The following is a 20123-nucleotide window of genomic DNA, read 5'->3' as shown; positions in this document are numbered from 1 at the left end:
CCTGTGAGGTGAACGTTTAGACTATCAGCCTATCATAGTCGCGCAGGTAGGCTGAGCGGATTCCGGGAGGCGAGAAGGAGTAGGCGCGGTGTCATTTTTGAATCCATTTTAGGAGCATGGCGTGCGACAGCACTGGATAATTAACACGGCCATCTACATTGCGTTAACGGTACTGGTCAGCGTAATGGCGGCTCAGGTTCAGGCCCAGGTCGTCTCGCTTTCCGGTTTAAGTGGAAATGAGCCGAACCAGGAAGAAGAGGTCAGCAGTGATGAATTCCAACGCTCGCTGAATGATGTTATCACCATGCTCGACAATGAAGAGCAGCGTACGGCGCTACTTAACTCGCTGCGCAAGCTACAGGTAACAGCGGATGCTACTCAAGAGGAGGGCATCGTACGCCAAGGGCTGCTGGGCGCGCTTGCCGACACGCTAACGGATCTCGGCGAGCAGGCCCAGTCAGGCAACTCACCGATTGATGAGTGGTCACGGCAACTGGTGCAAGGGGCCGCTGATCTGCGTGCTTTAAATGCTGGCATGGATCGCGGGCAGGTGATCCGTGAGGTTGTTGACGGCGCAGTGATGGGGATTATCTGGATCACGCTGCTGGTACTGATGATTGCCTTTGGCCGCTTGGTTGCGACGCGCCGAGAATGGCCCCTGGATTTGCCCCGTGACCCCAAGGCGTGGCTGCTGGCAGCGCATTTTCTACGCCGCATGCTGCCTTGGGCACTGGCCTTTGCGATTATCTTGGGCATTGCCCAACTGCTGCCCTACAGCCCCGGGCGCACGGTGGTGTTGGTCATTGCGTATGTCTGCCTGTTTGGTCGTGCGTTATCGGTAGTTTTCGAGACCGTCATTGCCTTCTTTAGCCGAGGGCACCGCTTTACCGCTGTGCAACTGTTGCAGCAGCAGGCACTGCGTGGGCTGTTTGTGATCGGGGCGTTGATCGCTTTGGGCGACGCGGTAAATTCAGCGCGCCTGGTGGATCTACTGGGTACCGAGCTCTCAGGCCTTGTTTCGATGCTGTCCAATATGCTGGCCGCGCTGCTGGCTGCGCGCTTTATTATCAAGTTCAAGCAGCCAGTACGCCATCTCATTTGTAACCGGCCCTATAAGCAGCGCCGGGAGGCCAGCACGGCCGTTGAGATGGTTCGTACCTTGGGTGGCTTATGGCATATCCCGGCACTGCTACTGGTGGGTGGCTCGTTATTGGCTATTTTTATCACCGTGGGCGATGTCGGGACCGCTCTGGCACGTTCGATAATTTCTGCGAGCTTGCTGGTACTTACCCTGGTGATTACCGGGTTGATACGCCGTCAATCCGAGCGCTTGAGTAAGCGTCGTCGTCGGCGCTTTAGCCAGTACCGAAAACGCCTCGAGCGCTTTGGGTTTGTGTTGGCGCATATCTGTTCATGGATGGTATTTGCTGAACTCTCCATGCAAGTATGGGGAGGATCGTTGTTTGGGCTAGGCCAAGAAGCGGTGGCCAGTACGCGTATCGGCCAAGCGCTGGTTAGCCTAGGGGCGACAATTTTGTTGGCATGGCTGGTGTGGATATTTGCCGACACGGCCATTCAGCGGGCGCTGACTTCCTCGGGCCGCGCTCGCGGTCGGCGGGTTAACCAGGCGCGGGCGCAAACCATCACGCCGATGATCCGTAACGTGATCTTTGTCGCCATTTTAATTATCGCGTTTATTGTCGGGCTGGCTAACCTGGGGGTGAACGTTACACCGCTGCTGGCGGGTGCCGGTGTGATCGGCTTGGCGATAGGTTTTGGCGCACAGACGTTGGTTCAGGATTTGATTACCGGCATCTTTATTCTGATTGAAGATTCGTTGGCGGTGGATGATTTTGTGCGCATCAATACCCATATGGGGACGGTAGAAGGGCTGACTCTGCGTACCGTGCGGTTACGCGACCTGGATGGCGTGGTACATATTATTACCTTCAGTCGTATTGAATCGATCCACAATATGTCGCGTCAGTTTGGTATTGCGCTAATGCGGATACGCATTCCCTATGATATGAAAATTGATGATGCCATTACGCTAATGCAGGAAACCGCCCAGGAGCTGCGCAATGACCCGATGATGCGTCATTACATCTGGTCGCCGCTTGAAATGCAGGGGGTTCAGGGATTTGAAGAGGGCTGCCCTATCTTGCGCATGCGCTTTCGGACCGCTCCTGAAATGCAATGGGATGTTTCGCGGGCCTTTAATCTACTGCTTAAACAGAGGATGGAAGCGCAGTCCATCGATCTGGGTGTGCCGCGTCTAAGTGTCAGCATGGAAGCGCGCTCAGAAGACCATATGGAGCCGACCGGAGGCACCGACCTATCGCTTGATAATGGGGAAGCCACAACGGGTGAGCACGAGGCCAATAAAAAGCCTGCACCGCCCAAGCCCGCCCCGCAGCCTACTCAAGCAGAGATAGAGCGTGATGAGGGGGGGACGTATCGCGGCTCACCTTAAGCCGCAATCGTCTGGCTCAAGGTAAGTCCCAGCGCAATCCCCAGGCCTGTACCGATGGTGAAAATCGCAATGAGTAGCCAAGCGCCGCGCAAGCCACGCCAGCGGTTGTAGAGTTTTACGACGTGGCTGACGCGGTCGACCAATTTATCGTGACGGGAAACTATCTCGTCAGGCGGTACTGAAAAGTCGTTGGCAACATCATCCTGCCAATGGGCGCCGTGGGTTAGCCCAAGCTGAGTACGCAGCTTCCCAATGTCGCTCAGCGTGGCGTGCAGCTTATCGTAGTCTGCACGCCGCTTGGCGACGGCGAATGCAGCTTCAGCATCCTGGCGCAAAGCGCTGTTGGGGCAGCGAGCAACGGCTTGCTGTAGCTCTTCATCGTTTGCTTGGGGTGGAACGTTAAGGCGTTGGTACAAATCCCGCATAGGTGCATTGTTCTTTTAGGGTTGGAGGTTAACACCAGAGAGTGCGCATATTTTATCGATAGGTTTGCATCAAGTAATCATAGGCGCTTTTTATGCGTTGAAAACGTGCTGAAGCAAGGGCAATTTGATGTTCACTTTGGGTATAGAAGCGGTCCGGATGGTGTAGCTGTGCCATACGCCGGTAGGCACGGCGCACTTCTGCTTGGGTAACGCCGGGTGATAACTCCAGTACCGCTAGGGCGCGGGTGGTGCGATCAGGTGGCGGCGGTGTGGACGAGCGCTGTTGATGGCTGTGCTGATAGCCGTTCTGATAGCCCTGGTGTGAGTTCTGCTGTGAGCCTTTTTGTGAACCGCTTTTCGAGTTTTGTTGCTGGCGCTTTGTGCGCTCACGCTCCTCTTTGCGCCGAGCACGTTCCTGCTGCTGTCGGGCCTTGTCGTTATGAGCTTGGTCTTTACGCGCCTTGTCGTTGCGAGATTTGTCGCTGCGGGCTCTCTCACGCTCGGCCTTTTCCTGGGCTTTCGAATGCGCGCGTTGGGCTTCTTCTTCCTGGCGCCTTTTTTCCTGCTGTTCGGCTTCTTCCTGCGCCTCGCGGGCCTGGCGGGCAGCCTCTTCAGCCTTGCGTGCTTGCTGCGCGTAATAGTCAGCGTCATGGACGCGCCAATAGGCGTCGCGGCTGGGATCTTCCGGCAGAGCGAGCGCTCGTCCTGTAAGCTCTTTAAATAGCGTGCCAAGTGTTGTGGGCAGCACATTGAGCAAATCTGCCACGAACCGCAATATATAATGGTTCGACAGAGAAAGGTCTCCATTGTCGGTTGCCACCGTGATGGCTTGATGCATTACGCCAAGGCTATGCTCTTCAGAGCACTCCTTGCGAATGACTTCAGCGGCAAGCTGAATAGCCTTGAGGTCGCGCTGCCGCGCAATATGCATGACTGGCGCCAGTTCATGCCCATGACGAAAGTGCGCGCACACCTGGGCCAAACGGCGTCGCCGTTGACCTTCTGAAACGTGTTGGCGGTGTACCAATATCCAGGCCAACAGCAGTAGCTTTGCCGTATCCACTTGGCTGCGGCTTTGCAGTAGCAGCAGCTCAAAGGGGGAGAAACGGGCAATGGGCATTCCCAGGCTCCAAAGGCGTAAAGGTGAACCATCCCCGCATGAAGCGGACCATCATGACAATTGGTGTCATGGTATATCATCGCTCAAGGCAATGAAGTAGGAGATTGACCAGGTGATTAACGTCGAGCGCAAAAATAGCTACCAGCTACGCCTTACACGGCGGCTCAAGGAAGAGACATCGCATAGGCTTGACGTCTATCTTTTTGTACCTGGCGAGCTGGGTTTAAATGCTCACGTCATCTCGGAAGAGGCATTTTATCACTCATCCATTAGTGTCTCGCGGACGTACTATAGCGATGCCTACCACCTGCCGCTAGTGCATAGCCGGCTCGCTAGCCGTAATCAGTTGGGCAGCGAATCTTACCGATTAAGCTTAAGTCTTTATGCGTATCAGTATGTGACTGCCATGGAGCGGACGACTCAAAAAATGCTGGTCAGCGAGCGCAAACTGCGTAGCGAACGGCAAAAAGAGTCCAGCGATGTGCAGACGCTAAGAGAAGAGCTGTGTGAGCAACTGAATGAAATGCAGAAGCTCAGCGAAAGCATTTTAAGGAAGATGCGCCGCAACCAACCCACGGACGAGCGCTTATACAAATATTTCGCCAATATCGATAACTATCTTTCCTGGTTTACTGAGCAGCAGCTGCTTTCACTAGTGGCCTATATGCCAAGAGGTGGCGAGTTTAGTGATATCAAGCGCCAGTTTATTAATGTTTGCGAACGTGAAAGTGAGTATCGACGCGAACAGAAGTACAACTCAGAGCGTGTGATGGAAGACCCGACACGCATGTCGAATAAAATGCGCTTGCTACGACGCTTGATTGAATATCCGATTACCTTGAAGCAGGAGGCGCTGGAGTTAGGCGGCGGTGAGCAAAAAGCCGTAAAAGCGTTGGCAACCGCACTGGTAATGGCCTGTGTCACGCTGGGAGTATTGCGCGTACGCGAAGTCGTTGGCGATATTACGGCGCTGTTTGTGCTTGCCATGGCGCTGCTGTATGCCTTGCGTGAAGTGTTTAAGGACGACCTGCGCAATACGCTTTGGCGCCTGCTGCGTCGGGGGCGGCCAAAATGGCGTCGCCAGTATGTTGACCCCACGCGTAATGCACTGGTGGGGCGTCAGCTTGAATGGTTTGATTACAAGCGCTACACCGCCCTGAATGAAGACATCAAACAGATGCGAAGACGGACCGTGGCTGAGCGGGAAGAGGATGTGCTGCATTACCGTTCCAGTTCCCGTATGTCGCCCACGCGGTTTTTGAGTGGTTACGAGCATACGCGAGAGACACTGTATATTGATCTCTTGATGCTGACCCGCTTAATGAGCAAAGAGAAGCATCATATCTTTCGGTTAAAAGATGGCCAGGCCGTACGTGAAAGCGTTGAACGGCGCCATTTGTTCAACCTGGTGGTGCGTGAAACCGGCAGTGAAGATGCCCCTTACCTGGCGCGTTGGAAGGTGGTGGTTAGTCGTTCGGGCATTGTCGATGTCGAAAAAGTTGCTGAAAGTGGCGTCTCAGAAGGCACATCCAGTGAGCTCAGTCCTTAAGTGCAGCCTCTGCGCATACGAGTGCCAGCCAGCTGCAAGCGATTCACTCAGAGGCGCCCGAAAAGACGCTTCTGAGTGGATATAGTCAGTGTTAAGCAACGTGTAACGGCTGATTAATTGAACGAATTAAGGGCCTTTTCCAAGTTGTCCACACTGCGTTTAGTATGATGCAGCTTATCCAGCCCAAACAGGCCGATACGAAAGGTCTGGAAGTTATCACCTTCATCGCACATTAAGGGCACACCGCCCGCCACTTGAATGCCCGCTTGGGCAAACTTGCCGACAAGCCCGGCGTCGTTGGTGTAGCTGACCACGACACCCGGCGCTTCGAAGCCGTTGGCGGCGACACTGATAAAGCCATGGCGCGAGAGCATATCCCGTACGCCCTGACCAATCGCCTGCTGCTCTTGCTTCACCTTGGCAAAGCCGTATTCGCGGGTTTCCTGCATGATATCGCGCAGCTGGCGCAAGGCATCCGTTGGCATGGTGGCGTGGTAGGCATGCCCACCGTTTTCGTAGGCCTGCATGATCGCGTGCCATTTGGCTAAATCGCAGGCAAAGCTGTTGCTTTGCGTTTCGCTTAAGCGCTGTGTGGCGCGTTCGGAAAGCATGACCATGGCGCAGCAGGGTGAACCGCTCCAGCCCTTTTGCGGAGCGCTTACCACCACATCGATGCCCAAATTCTGCATATCTACCCATAGGGTGCCTGCGGCAATGGCATCCAGCACAAACAGGCCACCCACCTCGCGCGTCGCTTGCGCCACGGTACGAATGTAGTCATCGGGCAGTAGTAGACCCGCAGAGGTTTCTACCTGGGGGGCAAACACCACGGCGGGTTTTTCCTGGCGGATACGCTCGGCGGCTTCTTCCGCAGGTACGGGCATAAACGGCGACTGCGGGTCATTGGCAGTCACGCGGCGTGCTTTGAGTACCGTGTGTTGGTCGGTTAAACGGCCCATCTCGATAATCTGCGTCCAGCGGTAGCTAAACCAGCCGTTACGAATCACCAGGGTTTTCTGATCCAAGGCGAACTGACGTGCGACCGCTTCCATGCCAAACGTCCCGCTACCGGGAACAATGGCCGTTGCATGGGCGTTATAGACCTCTTTCAGCGTGGTCGAAATATCGCGCATGACGCCTTGAAACTGCTGCGACATGTGATTGAGCGAACGGTCGGTATACACCACCGAGTATTCAAGCAGTCCGGTGGGATCAACGTTGGGCAGTAGGGCCGCCATGGCGTTCTCCTTGATAAGTAAGCGTGCGAGATAAAGTGCCTTACAGGGTTTGGGGAATTAGAGCCCGAAGAAATAGAGTTCGAGGAATTAGAGCCCGAGGAAATAGAGTACGAGGAATTGTTAGGCGAGGCCAGTGCTGGCAGTGTGGTTCGCAAGGCAATAAAAAAACCGCCGTCATGAAGACGGCGGCAGAGTGGCAACCAGCCTGATGCAGCTAACTGCAGTAATGAATGCGGCCTAGCGTTGAGGCAATTGCTCGGGGCCAAAGGCGTCCGGCAGTAATGTTTCCATGGTGTAGGTTTTGAGCACCTCACCCTGGCGGGAGATAACCATGATTTGCGTATCGGGGGTAGCGAACTCACGAATACGCTGGCGGCAATCCCCACAGGGCGTGCATAGGTGCTCACCCGGCCCCATTACATACACCTTGGCAAGCTCGCGCTGGCCAGCGGTTACCATCGCGCTAATGGCCGATGCTTCCGCACAAAGCCCCTTGTAGTGAGCGACTTCGACGTTAGCGCCTACGAACTGCTGGCCATCCGGGCACTCCATGATGGATGCCACCGGGTGGTCGGAGTAAGGGACGTAGGCATTATTCAATGCATCAAGCAGCGTGTTGACCAGAGCAGAGTCTGCTTGGCTCATAGATGATTCCTCGGTTTAACCCACTTAGGCATTGTGACCCACTTGGGCGTTGGCGGCGTCATCACGCAGGACGGTATCCAGCGCGATGATCATCATATCGTTGAACGTCGTTTGACGATCGGCGCTGGAGAGCGCTTCACCTTTCAGAATATGATCCGATACGGTGCAGATGGTCAGCGCACGTGCACCGAACTCGGCGGCGACGCCGTAAAGGCCAGCAGCTTCCATCTCAACGCCTACAATGCCGTAGCGCTTCATCAGCTCGGCCATATCGGTTTGCGGGTTGTAAAACAGATCGGCGGAGAAAATGTTGCCCACTTTCACCGGCACGTTTTGCGCTTTGGCGGCGGCCACGGCGTGGCTTGTCAGCTCAAAATCTGCAATAGCGGCAAAGTCGTGGTCGTTAAAGCGCATGCGGTTCACCTTGGAATCCGTACACGCACCCATGCCGATCACCACATCACGAACGTTAACGTCGTCGCGTACCGCGCCACAGGAGCCCACACGAATAATCGACGTCACGCCGTAATCGGTAATTAGCTCTTTGGCGTAAATCGAGACCGACGGAATACCCATGCCGTGGCCCATAACGGAAATTTTGCGGCCTTTATAGGTGCCGGTATAGCCCAACATGCCACGCACGTCGTTCACCTGACGCACGTCATCAAGGTAAGTTTCGGCAATGTACTTGGCGCGCAGCGGGTCGCCGGGCATCAACACCGTATCCGCGAAATCACCCTGTTCAGCATTAATGTGCGGAGTAGCCATGTGGTTTCCTTATGTCTTGTTAAATAGCGCTATCAGGCAGCATACGATAGAAAGCTTTTGCCATCGTCCATCGCGGGAAGGGCGAAGTAATCCGCCAGTGTCTGGCCAATATCGGCAAACGTATCGCGTGCGCCCATCGGCCCTGGCGCGAACCCAGCGCCGCTGACCATCACAGGAATGTATTCGCGCGTGTGCTCAGTACCTTCCCAGCTTGGGTCGCAGCCGTGATCCGCGGTAAGAATCAGTAGATCGTCACTGTTCAACGCAGCCAGCAGCTCCGGCAGGCGAGCGTCAAAGTGCTCAAGGGCGGCCGCGTAGCCCGGCACGTCACGGCGATGACCGTAGACCGAGTCGAAATCAACAAAGTTGGTCATGATCATGGTCGGGCGGTCGCTGGTTTCAGCAGCGGTGCGCGCCACTTCACTTAACGTCGCATCCATCAGCGCATCGTGGCCGCTGGCTTTGACCTTGTGGGTAATGCCGCAGTGGGCGTAGATATCGGCAATCTTGCCAATCGATACCATTTCACCACCGGCATCGGCGAGCTTTTGCAGTACGGTCGGCGAGGGCGGCTCAACACTGTAGTCGCGACGGTTACCGGTACGCGCAAAGCTTGCGCTGTCTTCACCCATAAACGGACGGGCGATCACCCGGCCGATGTTGTAAGGCTCGAGCAGCTCACGCACGGTTTCGCACAGGGCGTAAAGGCGATCCAGGCCAAAATGCTCTTCGTGGGCGGCAATCTGGAAGACTGAATCCGCCGAGGTATACACAATCGGTTTGCCGGTTTGCACGTGCTCGTCACCCAGGCGGGCGATGATTTCGGTGCCTGAGGCGTGGCAGTTGCCGATCACGCCGGGCAGGTTCGCCGCCTGAACAATCTTGTCCAGCAGCGCAGCAGGGAAGCTTTCGGTCTTGTCGCTAAAGTAGCCCCAGTCAAAACGTACCGGCACGCCGGCGATTTCCCAGTGGCCGGACGGGGTGTCCTTACCGCTGGAAATTTCCTGAGCGTGCGCGTAGGCGCCTTCAAGCACCTCGGGCAGAGCAACGCCTTCGGCAACCGTGCCGGTGCTATCCCGGTGGGCGTGAAACAGGCCAAGCTTGGCCATGTTAGGCAACTTCAAGGGGCCCGAGCGCTCAGCCGTATCGGCGTCGCCACGCGCGCAGGCGGCAGCGATATGGCCCAGGGTGTCCGAGCCTTCATCGCCGAAGGCGGCGGCATCGGCGGCGCTGCCGATGCCGAAGGAGTCTAGTACCAGCACAATTGCACGTTTCATGGCGTTTTCCTCGTCAGATGGTGCTAATTAAAGCGCTTCACCGCGATAGGTTTCCTGGAGCAGTGAATCAATCGTTGCTTCACCCGTGCCAATAGTGATCGCTGCACGCAGCTGGGCAGCGGCGCGGTCAGCTGCTTCATCGCTACGTGCGTGAACGAAGGCCAGCGGCTGCTGGTTATCCACCTGGGCGCCCAGTTCGGCAATCGCACTAAAGCCCACGCTATGATCGATACTGGCATCGTTACGCAGGCGACCACCGCCCAGTTCCACCACGCTCATGCCTACTGCGCGAGTATCGATGCGCAACACATTGCCCGACTGCTCGGCATACACGGGTTTGACCACGTTGGCTTTGGCAAGGTAGCTGTCTGAGCGCTCCATAAAGTCACCCGGGCCGCCCAGCTCACGTACCATGCGTGCGAATACTTCGGCGGCGGCACCCGAGGTCAGGGCTTTTTCAAGCTGGCTTAGGGCATCTTCACGGCTTTTCGCCAGTTTGCCCGCCATGAGCATTTCCACGGCCAGTTCACGGGTAACCTGCATTACGCGGCTGTTCGGGCGCTCACCGCGCAGCAGTTCCAGCGTCTCGACGATTTCAACCGCGTTGCCCGCGCACGGTGCCAGCGGCTGGCTCATGTCGGTGAGAAGTGCGGTCGTCGGCGTACCGGCCTGGGTGGCCACCGTGGCGATACTTTTGGCAAGCTCGTGGGATTTTTCGGTGGTGGGCATAAACGCGCCACTGCCGACTTTGACATCCATGACCAGCGCATCAAGGCCAGAGGCAAGCTTTTTACCCAGAATGGAGGCGGTAATCAGCGGAATGGACTCAACCGTGGCGGTGACGTCACGCACGCCGTAAATGCGCTTATCCGCCGGTGCCAGGTTGCCGGTCTGGCCGATGATCGCCACACCGGTAGATTTCACCACGTCGCTGAAGCGCTCAGGGGCAGGGTAAGGGTCGTAGCCGGGAATCGATTCAAGCTTGTCCAGCGTGCCGCCGGTGTGGCCCAGGCCACGGCCTGAAATCATGGGAACAAACGCGCCACAGGCAGCGACCCACGGGCCGAGCACCAGAGACACCAGATCACCCACGCCGCCGGTGGAGTGCTTATCTACCACTGGGCCGGGCAGGTTGAGTGAGTCCCACTGCATCACGTGACCCGAGTCACGCGTGGCGGTGGTTAGGGCTACGACTTCCTCACGGCTCATGCCGTTAAGAAATACCGCCATGGTGAAGGCGCCAATCTGAGCGTCGCTGATGCGGTCATCGGCAATGCCTTGAATAAACGTTTTGATATCCGCAGCTGCCAGCGGGTTGCCATCACGTTTTTCGCGAATTAATTCCTGCGGGAGCATATTAGTAGCCTTCCTGTGGTGCTGCGCTTTCTACGCCGCCCAGTGTGTTTAATAAATTGGCTAAAAGACTGGATGCGCCAAAGCGAAAATGTGCCGGTGTAATCCATGCACTGCCCATGATGTTGCTTGCCAGCGCCAGGTACTCAGCGGCTTCTTCTGTGGTGCGCACGCCGCCTGCGGCTTTAAAGCCAACGTCTTTGCCGCTTGCTTTAATCGCGTTCAGCATAATTTCGGCGGCTTCCAGCGTGGCGTTGGTGGCCACTTTGCCGGTAGACGTTTTAATAAAGTCGGCGCCGCCTTCAATAGCAAGCTCGCTAGCACGTTTGATAAGTGCTGGGTCTTTGAGTTCGCCTGATTCGATAATGACTTTTAACTGGGCCTGATCTGCGCAGGCGGCTTTACACATTTCAACCAGCTCAAGGCCGGTTTCTTCGTCACCTGCCATCAGCGTGCGGTAGGGGAACACCACATCGACTTCGTGGGCGCCGGAGGCAACTGCGTCACGGGTTTCACGGGCAGCCGCCATAATGTCATCGCCGCCATTAGGGAAGTTGGTAACGGTCGCGATTTTTACCAGCTCGTTGAGTTTGTGGGCGGTCAGCGCACGCTGAGCGGTAACAATAAACTGCGGATATACGCAGACGGCCGCCGGATTACCGTGAGGCGTTTTAAGCTGCTGGCAAAGCGCTTCAATCGTGCCGTCGGTGTCGCTGTCATTCAGGCTGGTCAAATCCATTAAGCTCAGCGCTTGGCGGGCGGCCTGGATGACGTGGGGAGAGGCTGTCGCGGTCATTGGATTCTCACAAAATTGATAAAAGACAAAACGGGCACTGCGAGATAAAACAGCAGCGCCCGTTGCATGGTGTCGTACTCGCTGCGTTAGGTCGTAATACTGCTCAGCGAGATGAAGAAGCCAGCAATGGTGGCTGACATTAAATTGGACAGTGTACCGGCCAGAACGGCTTTGCCCCCAAAGCGGGCAATTTCAGCGCGACGGCTCGGCGCAATACTGCCTAAACCGCCCAACAAAATAGCGATTGAAGACAGGTTGGCAAAGCCGCACAGGGCGAAAGACAAGAAGGCCGTGGTATGGGGAGTCATTAATTGACCCGTCGCGGCAACCACCTGCTCCCCATCAATGTAGGGGGCCAGGTTAATAAAGGCGACGAACTCATTAACCACTAGCTTCTGGCCAATAAAGGAGCCAGCAACGGTGGCTTCAGCCCATGGCACGCCCAGCATGAAAGCCAGCGGGGCAAACAGCCAGCCCAGGATCATTTCAAGGCTCAGCGACTCAAATCCAAACCAGCCGCCAACGCCTCCTAAAATGCCGTTGATCAGTGCGATCAAGGCAATAAAGGCCAGCAGCATGGCGCCAACATTGGCCGCCAGCATCAGGCCAGAGGTGGCGCCCGAGGCCGCAGCATCCAGCACGTTGGCGGGTTTGTTTTCCTGCTCTTGAAGCTCTTCCTCGACTTTAGAGATGCTGTCGCTGTCAGTCGCATCCTGGGTTTCCGGCATGATCAACTTGGCGAAAAGCAGACCACCCGGGGCTGCCATAAACGACGCAGCAACCAGATACTCCATGGGAATGCCCAGCTGTGCGTAACCGGCAAGTACTGAACCCGCTACTGAAGCAAGGCCGCCACACATAACGGCAAACAGCTGCGAGGGCGTCATGCGAGCAATAAACGGACGTACCACCAGCGGCGCTTCGGTTTGGCCTACGAAGATATTGGCTGTCGCAGAAAGCGACTCCGTACGCGATGTGCCGAGTGCTTTTTGCAGCCCGCCACCCAGAATACGAATCACCCACTGCATGATGCCCATGTAGTAAAGCACGGCGATCAGCGAGGAGAAGAAGATAATGACCGGCAGGACCTTGATCGCGAAGATAAAGCCAACATTATCAACATCAGCCAGACCACCAAACAGAAAGCCAATACCGTCGTTGGCATAAACCAGTACCTGGCTTACTCCCATGGAAATGGTTTGCAAAAAGGTTTGTCCAAACGGCACATAGAGGACAAACGCCCCGATGGCTGCCTGGATACCAAAAGCGCCCAGCACGGTACGCAAGCGAATTGACTTACGGTCGTAAGAAAAAATCAGAGCGATGGCCACCAGAGTGACCATGCCAACCAAGCTCATAAGGAGTGTCATATGGGAATCCTTTGAGTCCGCTAGGGGGGCTCGTTTAAAGTTAAGTTGAGCCTGTTTAAAGTATGTTGAGCTTGACAGAGTAAATCATCGCGTTTTGATAAGCATTCGGCGTGCCGAGCTTATTCTCCGAGTAGCGATACTGAACGCCCGTTGTGATCAAATCGCTGGGGTGCCACCAAAGGCTCAGCGCACCGTTGGTGCCTACGCTTCCGGCTTTGCCATCTACATAGTTCTGTTCCAGGTAGTCACTGTCGCGGCCAAACGTTTGCTCGTGCCAGTTGGTGACGCTGAAGTTTTGATTAAGGGCGGCGAAGTCATAGCCCGCGACCCAGCCCGCCATGTAGCCATTCATGCCAGTATAGCTTTCGCTCTGAACGCGTGCTGCGCCAATAAAGGGTTTAAACCATAAGCCGTTGGCGAATGTTGTGCGGTAGCCCAGGCCCAGGATTTGGTCTTGTTCGCGGCTGTTATAGCCGTAGTCACGGAAGTCGTACACGTGAGCGTAGAGCGACAGCGGGGTATCCCCCAGATAAATGTGTGACGTTACCTTGCCTGCCGTGCGGAAGTTATCTTTACCGCCGCTTGATTCATCGAACCGGTCGTTGGTCGGGTTTTCGAAATCAAAGAAACCGTAGAACTCGCCCCAGCTAAAGCCCGCACCGCCTTCTATCTCTACGTAGGTGAAGTCGCTTTTTGCCGCGTTGGAGGCCGTGCGACGTTCGGTACCGTTAGACCAGTCGAGGTAGTTAACCGAGACATTGGCAAAGGACCAAAGAGGTGTCGTCGGTTGGTGCGGCGCATCGGCAGCTATTGCTGGTGTTGCCAGTGCCAAGCCAGCGGCTAAAACGCCAACGCTGGTAGTGAATGAAAAAGTACGCATTGAGATCGGAGCAGTCATGTAAGCCTCAAGAGGGATTGCCACAGTTTGGCCGTCGTTAGAATTATGTGGGCTGGCGAAAATGTTATAATTATAACATTGCATGTTATTTTTTTAACGCCCATTTGCAATAAACTCAAACCACCGCTTCTTGGATGCCTCTATCGGGGTGTCGCAGGAAGGCATGGAGTTAACCGAACGTCTAAGGCCAGGCTTGCATGTTCCAGACGTTAAGCTTGTGGCTTTAACGTCACGGCCATAGGCTAAGTACGCCGTTGGATATAAGTACGCCGTTGGATAACAGTGGTCATGGCACGAGCCATACACGACATATTATAAAGTGAATAATAACGGTATTGAGGAGACGTCTGGTATGAACGACCGTAGCGCCCAACGGTTGGCATTGCTTCAGGAAACGCTTGCCGGTGGTGGTACGTTGCATTTACGTGACGCCGCTAGTTTATGCGGTGTTTCAGAAATGACCATACGCCGCGACCTTTCAACGCAGCCTTCTGCGTTAGCGCTGCTGGGCGGAAGGTTGGTAATGGCAAGTTACCCAAGTAGCACTCCTGCGTACGATTTGGCGGAGCAGCAAGCCAACGACTATCCGTTAAAGCACTTGCTCTGCAAGCGGGCCGCAAGCTTTATTGAAGAGGGCGATACGCTATTTATTGATTGCGGCTCAACGCTGGTGCCTCTTTTGGGGCAGCTGGGGAATTTTCATGAGCTAACGGTGGTGACCTATGCGTTAAATGTCGCCACGGCGGTGTCGGCTCTACCCAATGTGCGTTTGGTGCTATTGGGCGGGCTGTTTTATGCGTCATCACAATCGTTTGGCAGCGATGATATGCGCGCTGCCATTGAGCGTATCGGTATCAATAAGGCATTTATTTCAGCTGCTGGGGTTGATTGCACGCGTGGCGTTAGCTGTTTTCACTTTCATGAAGTAGCCCCCAAGCAGGCGGCTATTGCCTGTGCTTCGCAGCGCTTATTAGTGATCGACGCGAGTAAAATCGGCATGATTCGCCCCGCCTATTTCGCGTCATTGAACGATTTTGACATTGTTGTGACTAATGAGGGCGCTGCGCCCGCGTTATTTACCCATTTTACGGGGCGTGTGCTTACCCACCTTCCTGTTCCATCTTCTTTTGAGCAATCGTGTTAGGAAGTTACGGCCAGGTGCGTCAAATCGTCGCTTTGATTCGTTGCTTGGATCAAAGGAAGATACGTCGGTTAGAGCGGGCCTCCTTCATGTTAGGATGTCGGTTCAATCCGCTACCTGCTTCCAATCCCGGTAGCGCATATTTTTCCCGGAGCACAGGCAGTACCTCTGGCAGAGTGTTTTGGGAAGGGTATGGGGTGTTAGTTAGCTGACATATGGCATATCGTTTGGCTTGCTGTTTGACGGCTAGTTTTGTAACGCAACTCTGACGAGATCGCACCATGCAACAACCTTCCTACTGGCGCAGGTCAGGCACTCTGGTGCTCATTGCGCTATGCTTGCTGCTTGCAGGCTGTAGCTCGGCCTTAATGGACCCAAAAGGTGTCGTTGGTGAAACCCAGCGTTCACTGATCCTGAGTTCATTTGGCTTGATGCTGATCGTGGTCATCCCCGTTATTGTTATGACGATAGTGTTTGGCTGGTACTATCGCCGTAGCAATACGATGGCTGAATACCTACCTGATTGGGCGCACTCCAACTGGATCGAGGCCATTGTTTGGCTGGTTCCTGTCGTAATCGTCGCTATTTTGGGCGTAATTACCTGGAAAAGTTCACACGACCTTGACCCCCATCGCGCACTTGAAAGTGATACTCCTGAGCTTGAAATCCAGGCCGTGGCACTTGATTGGAAATGGCTGTTCATTTATCCCGAGCAAGGTATTGCAACGGTAAATGAAGTGGCATTCCCGGTTGATACGCCCGTCCGTTTCCGAGTGAGCTCCGGTTCGGTGATGAACTCTTTTTTCATTCCTCGACTAGGCAGCCAGATTTATGCCATGGCAGGAATGGATAATGACGTTTATCTCGAAGCTAATGAGATCGGTACCTATAGCGGTCGTTCGACCAACTATAGCGGTGCAGGTTTCTCTGGAATGATCTTCGATGCTCACGCGACATCAGATGAAGACTTTGATGCGTGGGTAGAAGAGGTTCGGCAGTCACCACAAACGCTGACCTACCCAGAAGGCTACTCACAATTGGCTGAGCGCTCTTCGTTCAACCCCGTTGAGTACTTCGCAAGTGTTACACCTGAGTTCTATGAGCGTCTGGTCTCCAGCTTCCATACTGGCAGCGATCCTGAAACCGACACTCAAGATGCGCCCCGCGCACCAGCTATCGATAGCAATGAAGCCTATCAAACGACCGACAACCAAGCGAGTGGCGAGGCTGAAGAAGGCCAACCTGTGAGCAATGAGGCGGGAGAGTAACCGTGTTCGGTAAATTAACCCTAGAAGCAATTCCCCTTCACGAACCCATTCTGGTTCTTGCGGGTCTCGTGGGGATTCTAGGCGGCGCGGCGTTGTTAGGCGCGTTGACCTATTTCCGTAAGTGGGGCTGGCTATGGAACGAGTGGTTCACCTCCGTTGACCATAAAAAGCTCGGTATCATGTATTTCATCGTGGCGCTTATCATGCTGCTGCGCGGTTTTGCTGATGCCCTGATGATGCGTGTACAGCAGGCGATAGCCGCAGGCGGTTCGACAGGCATTTTGCCGCCTGACCACTACGACCAGATCTTTACCGCCCACGGCGTTATCATGATCTTCTTCGTGGCCATGCCTATGGTTATCGGCCTGATGAACCTGGTTGTTCCGTTGCAGATCGGTGCGCGCGATGTTGCGTTCCCGTTCCTGAACAACCTGAGTTTCTGGCTGTTCGCGGTTTCTGCTCTACTGGTTAACATTTCTCTGTTCGTGGGTGAGTTCGCTACCACTGGTTGGTTGGCTTATGCGCCGTTATCGGGGATAGAGTACAGCCCCGGGGTAGGGGTCGATTACTGGATATGGGCGTTGCAGATATCCGGGATAGGTACCACGTTAACGGGTATTAACTTCTTCGTTACTATCCTGAAAATGCGTACCAAGGGCATGACCATGTTCCGCATGCCGATCTTTACCTGGACGTCGCTGTGCGCCAACGTACTGATCATTGCCTCTTTCCCGATTTTGACCGCTACTATTGCCATGCTGACGCTGGATCGTTACCTGGGGATGAATTTCTTCACGAACGATATGGGCGGCAACATGATGATGTACGTCAACCTTATCTGGGCGTGGGGTCACCCTGAGGTTTATATTCTGATTCTGCCGGCCTTCGGTGTGTTTTCAGAAGTTATCGCGACCTTTGCACGCAAGCGTCTGTTCGGTTACCACACCATGGTATGGGCAACGATCGCGATCACGATCCTGTCATTCATCGTTTGGTTGCACCACTTCTTTACCATGGGCGCAGGTGCCAACGTCAATGCCTTCTTCGGCATCATGACAATGATCATCGCCATACCGACTGGGGTGAAAGTCTTTAACTGGCTGTTCACTATCTTCCGTGGACGCTTGGAAATGACCTCGCCGACCCTCTGGACGCTGGGTTTTATTATCACCTTCGTCCTCGGTGGTATGACAGGCGTTATGCTGGCGCTGCCGGCGGCAAACTTCGTGCTGCACAACAGTCTGTTCGTTATTGCCCACTTCCATAACGTTATCGTTGGTGGCGTGGTCTTCGGCATGATGGCGGGTCTGACCTACTGGTTCCCGAAAGCCTTTGGCTTCACGCTTGACGAGAAGTGGGGCAAGCGCTCGTTCTGGTTCTGGGTGTCAGGTTTCTACGTGGCCTTCATGCCGCTATACGTACTGAGCTTCTACGGTGCTGTGCGCCGCATGAACTCTTACCCGAACGCTGAATGGCAGCCCTGGTTTATCGTTGCCTTGGTCGGTGCACTGCTGATTGCTGCGGGTATCGCTTGTACGCTCATTCAGTTCTACGTAAGCGTGCGTAACCGCGATAAGTATGCTGATGTGACCGGCGACCCATGGGATGCCCGTACGCTGGAGTGGGCAACCTCTTCACCGCCTCCGTTCTACAACTTTGCGCGCCTGCCCGTCGTTGGTGATATCGACAGCTTCTGGTCACAAAAGCAGCGTGGCAACGAGCAGTTGAACGATGCGCCTTACACGGATATCCATATGCCGAGGAACACGGTGGCCGGCCCCGTCATCAGTGTCTTTGCGATGATCTTTGGTTTCGCCATGGTATGGCACATCTGGTGGCTGGCTGGGTTCAGTGCAATCGGCATGCTGGTGAGCTTCCTGATGCGGGTATCTAACGACGATATCGATTACTACGTGCCTGCTGCAGAGGTCGAGCGAATCGAACGTGCTCATCAACAACGTGTGGAGGCCCAGGCGTAATGGCTACTGAATCCCTACATCACGATGCCCATGCTGAAGAGCATGAGCACCACGATGCCGGTCCTACCAAGGTATTTGGTTTCTGGGTCTACCTAATGAGCGACTTAGTGATCTTCGGAACACTATTCGCCACCTACGCCGTGCTCATGAGGGGCACGGCAGGTGGGCCGACCGGCGCGGATATTTTTGAACTACCTTTGATTCTCTTCGGCACCTTTGCACTGCTGATCAGTAGTTTCACCTTCGGCATGGGCGTTCTGGCAATGAATGCCAATCGCGTCGGCCAGGTGAAAATGTGGCTGGGCATTACGTTCGTGCTGGGCCTGATGTTCCTGGGGATGGAGATCTATGAATTCTATCACCTGATCCATGAAGGTTTCGGCCCAGACCGCAGCGCCTTCCTGTCAGCGTTCTTTACACTGGTAGGTACCCACGGTCTGCACGTGACCTTCGGTATGATCTGGATTCTGGTCATGCTGGTTCAGTTGTCGACCAAGGGCCTGAATGATAAAACGCGTCCGCGTATCCTGTGCTTGAGCTTGTTCTGGCACTTCCTGGATATCGTCTGGATCTGTGTCTTCTCCTTCGTCTACTTGATGGGAGTGCTGGTATGAGTTCTTCTAGCCAACCGTCCGGTCACGGCACCGTAAAGTCCTATGTAACGGGTCTTGTGCTGTCGTTAGTCCTGACTGTCATTCCATTTGGCGCGGTTATGCTGGGTTCGTTCAGCTTACCCGTGAACGTGGGAATCATCACTGTGACGGCCGTTTTGCAGGTGCTGGTTCAGCTTGTGATGTTCATGCACTTGGACTTCAAGACTGAAGATGGCTGGAACATGCTTTCCTTCGTCTTTACGGTGCTGATTCTCGGCCTAGTGGTAGGAGGTTCGCTGTGGATCATGCAGCATCTACATCTCAACATGATGATCGGCTAACCAGCATGCCCAATCGGTGGCACGATCTGCTTGAGCTAACCAAACCAGGAATCATTGGCGGCAATCTCATTGCCGCCCTTGGCGGCTACTTTCTAGCCGCGCACGGTGAATTCGATCTGGTGACGTTTGCTTCGGTCATGTTGGGGATCGCGTTAGTGATCGCCTCAGGCTGTGCCTGTAACAACGTGATTGATAGGGATATTGATGCTCTGATGGCGCGCACGCGCCATCGTCCTCTGGTTAGGGGAAGCGTCTCTATCACGCAAGCATTGGGCTTGTCGGCGTTTCTGGGTATCAGTGGTGTGGTCTGCCTGGCATTGGGCACCAACGGGTTGACGGTGGCCTTGGCTGTTATCGGATGGGGCGTGTATGTGGGGGTGTATAGCCTCTATATGAAGCGCAACTCCGAATACGGCACGGTAGTAGGCAGCCTGTCAGGCGCTATGCCGCCCGTGATTGGGTACTGCGCCGTGACGGGTACCTTTGACAGTGGGGCGATGGTTCTGCTGTTGATCTTCTGCCTCTGGCAGATGCCGCACTCCTATGCCATTGCGATTTTCCGCTATGCCGATTACCAGCGCGCTTCGATTCCCGTTCTGCCTGTTGTTCACGGGATCAAGCGCGCAAAGCATCACATCCTTGGCTACATTGTGGCGTTTATTCCCGCCTCATTGGCTTTGGTGCTGGCGAGTAAGGCAGGTACTGGCTACCTGTGCGTCGCACTGACCATGGGGGGCTACTGGCTCTACCTGGCGATTTGCGGCTACCGGCTGGATGATGATGTACGCTGGGCCAAACGCGTATTTGGCGTCTCGATTTTGACCATCACCGCGATGAGCCTGGTGATTGTGTTGGAATCCATGGTGCCAATAATGTGGGCGTGATTGAC

The 20123-nt window shown here is 54.9% G+C and carries 18 protein-coding genes; 8 read left to right on the top strand and 10 right to left on the bottom strand.

Features of this window, described 5'->3' with window-relative positions:
• Positions 1-121: 121 nt before the first annotated feature.
• Complete coding sequence (locus ACT3RU_RS14460; RefSeq protein ID WP_192526697.1) at positions 122-2473, top strand: mechanosensitive ion channel family protein; 2352 nt, start codon at positions 122-124, stop codon at positions 2471-2473.
• Here ACT3RU_RS14460 and ACT3RU_RS14455 read toward each other — a convergent pair.
• Both ACT3RU_RS14455 and ACT3RU_RS14450 read right to left on the bottom strand, forming a co-directional pair.
• Positions 2470-2898: a hypothetical protein gene (locus tag ACT3RU_RS14455; RefSeq protein ID WP_192526698.1), complete on the bottom strand. Its 429-nt coding sequence runs from the start codon at positions 2896-2898 to the stop codon at positions 2470-2472. The two genes, ACT3RU_RS14460 and ACT3RU_RS14455, sit on opposite strands and share 4 nt — an antisense overlap.
• 52 nt (positions 2899-2950) lie before the next feature.
• Entirely contained in the window at positions 2951-4018 is a 1068-nt protein-coding gene (locus ACT3RU_RS14450) for a J domain-containing protein (protein WP_087108354.1), read from the bottom strand.
• Between the two features lie 112 nt (positions 4019-4130).
• Between ACT3RU_RS14450 and ACT3RU_RS14445 the strand changes: the two genes are divergently transcribed.
• Positions 4131-5567 (top strand): hypothetical protein, encoded by a 1437-nt coding sequence (locus ACT3RU_RS14445; protein ID WP_087108357.1) that lies wholly within the window; start codon positions 4131-4133, stop codon positions 5565-5567.
• 113 nt (positions 5568-5680) lie between these two features.
• Here ACT3RU_RS14445 and ACT3RU_RS14440 read toward each other — a convergent pair whose 3' ends face one another.
• The 8 genes from ACT3RU_RS14440 to ACT3RU_RS14405 form a co-directional block, all read right to left on the bottom strand.
• Positions 5681-6805, bottom strand: coding sequence for an aminotransferase class V-fold PLP-dependent enzyme (locus ACT3RU_RS14440; protein ID WP_192526699.1), 1125 nt, complete (start codon positions 6803-6805; stop codon positions 5681-5683).
• 237 nt (positions 6806-7042) lie between these two features.
• Positions 7043-7450 (bottom strand): cytidine deaminase, encoded by a 408-nt coding sequence (gene cdd / locus ACT3RU_RS14435; protein WP_018919042.1) that lies wholly within the window; start codon positions 7448-7450, stop codon positions 7043-7045.
• Positions 7451-7474: 24 nt separating this feature from the next.
• Complete coding sequence (gene deoD, locus ACT3RU_RS14430) at positions 7475-8218, bottom strand: purine-nucleoside phosphorylase (RefSeq protein ID WP_192526700.1); 744 nt, start codon at positions 8216-8218, stop codon at positions 7475-7477.
• A gap of 32 nt (positions 8219-8250) precedes the next feature.
• On the bottom strand, positions 8251-9495 hold the full coding sequence (locus ACT3RU_RS14425; protein ID WP_192526701.1) for a phosphopentomutase: 1245 nt from the start codon (positions 9493-9495) through the stop codon (positions 8251-8253).
• A gap of 27 nt (positions 9496-9522) precedes the next feature.
• A complete protein-coding gene (gene deoA / locus ACT3RU_RS14420) occupies positions 9523-10851 on the bottom strand; it encodes a thymidine phosphorylase (RefSeq protein WP_192526702.1) in 1329 nt (442 codons plus the stop codon).
• A 1-nt stretch (position 10852) separates the two neighbouring features.
• On the bottom strand, positions 10853-11644 hold the full coding sequence (gene deoC / locus ACT3RU_RS14415) for a deoxyribose-phosphate aldolase (RefSeq protein ID WP_087108367.1): 792 nt from the start codon (positions 11642-11644) through the stop codon (positions 10853-10855).
• 86 nt (positions 11645-11730) lie between these two features.
• Entirely contained in the window at positions 11731-13014 is a 1284-nt protein-coding gene (locus ACT3RU_RS14410; protein ID WP_192526703.1) for a NupC/NupG family nucleoside CNT transporter, read from the bottom strand.
• 55 nt (positions 13015-13069) lie between these two features.
• On the bottom strand, positions 13070-13912 hold the full coding sequence (locus tag ACT3RU_RS14405) for an outer membrane protein OmpK (protein WP_407647898.1): 843 nt from the start codon (positions 13910-13912) through the stop codon (positions 13070-13072).
• Between the two features lie 352 nt (positions 13913-14264).
• Between ACT3RU_RS14405 and ACT3RU_RS14400 the strand changes: the two genes are divergently transcribed.
• From ACT3RU_RS14400 to cyoE, 6 genes are all read left to right on the top strand, one after another.
• Entirely contained in the window at positions 14265-15056 is a 792-nt protein-coding gene (locus ACT3RU_RS14400) for a DeoR/GlpR family DNA-binding transcription regulator (protein WP_192526704.1), read from the top strand.
• A gap of 278 nt (positions 15057-15334) precedes the next feature.
• Complete coding sequence (cyoA, locus tag ACT3RU_RS14395) at positions 15335-16321, top strand: ubiquinol oxidase subunit II (RefSeq protein ID WP_192526705.1); 987 nt, start codon at positions 15335-15337, stop codon at positions 16319-16321.
• A 2-nt stretch (positions 16322-16323) separates the two neighbouring features.
• On the top strand, positions 16324-18300 hold the full coding sequence (gene cyoB, locus ACT3RU_RS14390) for a cytochrome o ubiquinol oxidase subunit I (protein WP_192526706.1): 1977 nt from the start codon (positions 16324-16326) through the stop codon (positions 18298-18300).
• On the top strand, positions 18300-18914 hold the full coding sequence (gene cyoC / locus ACT3RU_RS14385; RefSeq protein WP_192526707.1) for a cytochrome o ubiquinol oxidase subunit III: 615 nt from the start codon (positions 18300-18302) through the stop codon (positions 18912-18914). Before cyoB ends, cyoC begins: the two co-directional genes overlap by 1 nt.
• Positions 18911-19234: a cytochrome o ubiquinol oxidase subunit IV gene (gene cyoD, locus ACT3RU_RS14380; protein WP_087108378.1), complete on the top strand. Its 324-nt coding sequence runs from the start codon at positions 18911-18913 to the stop codon at positions 19232-19234. Before cyoC ends, cyoD begins: the two co-directional genes overlap by 4 nt.
• Positions 19192-20118, top strand: a complete 927-nt coding sequence (gene cyoE / locus ACT3RU_RS14375) for a heme o synthase (protein WP_087108380.1) — start codon at positions 19192-19194, stop codon at positions 20116-20118. The genes cyoD and cyoE overlap by 43 nt, the downstream gene beginning before the upstream one ends.
• Positions 20119-20123: the final 5 nt, after the last annotated feature.

It is taken from the genome of Halomonas sp. TP35 (assembly GCF_052375975.1).
In the GTDB taxonomy this organism is placed as follows: domain Bacteria; phylum Pseudomonadota; class Gammaproteobacteria; order Pseudomonadales; family Halomonadaceae; genus Vreelandella; species Vreelandella citrativorans.
This window is presented reverse-complemented; position numbering and strand designations above follow the sequence as displayed.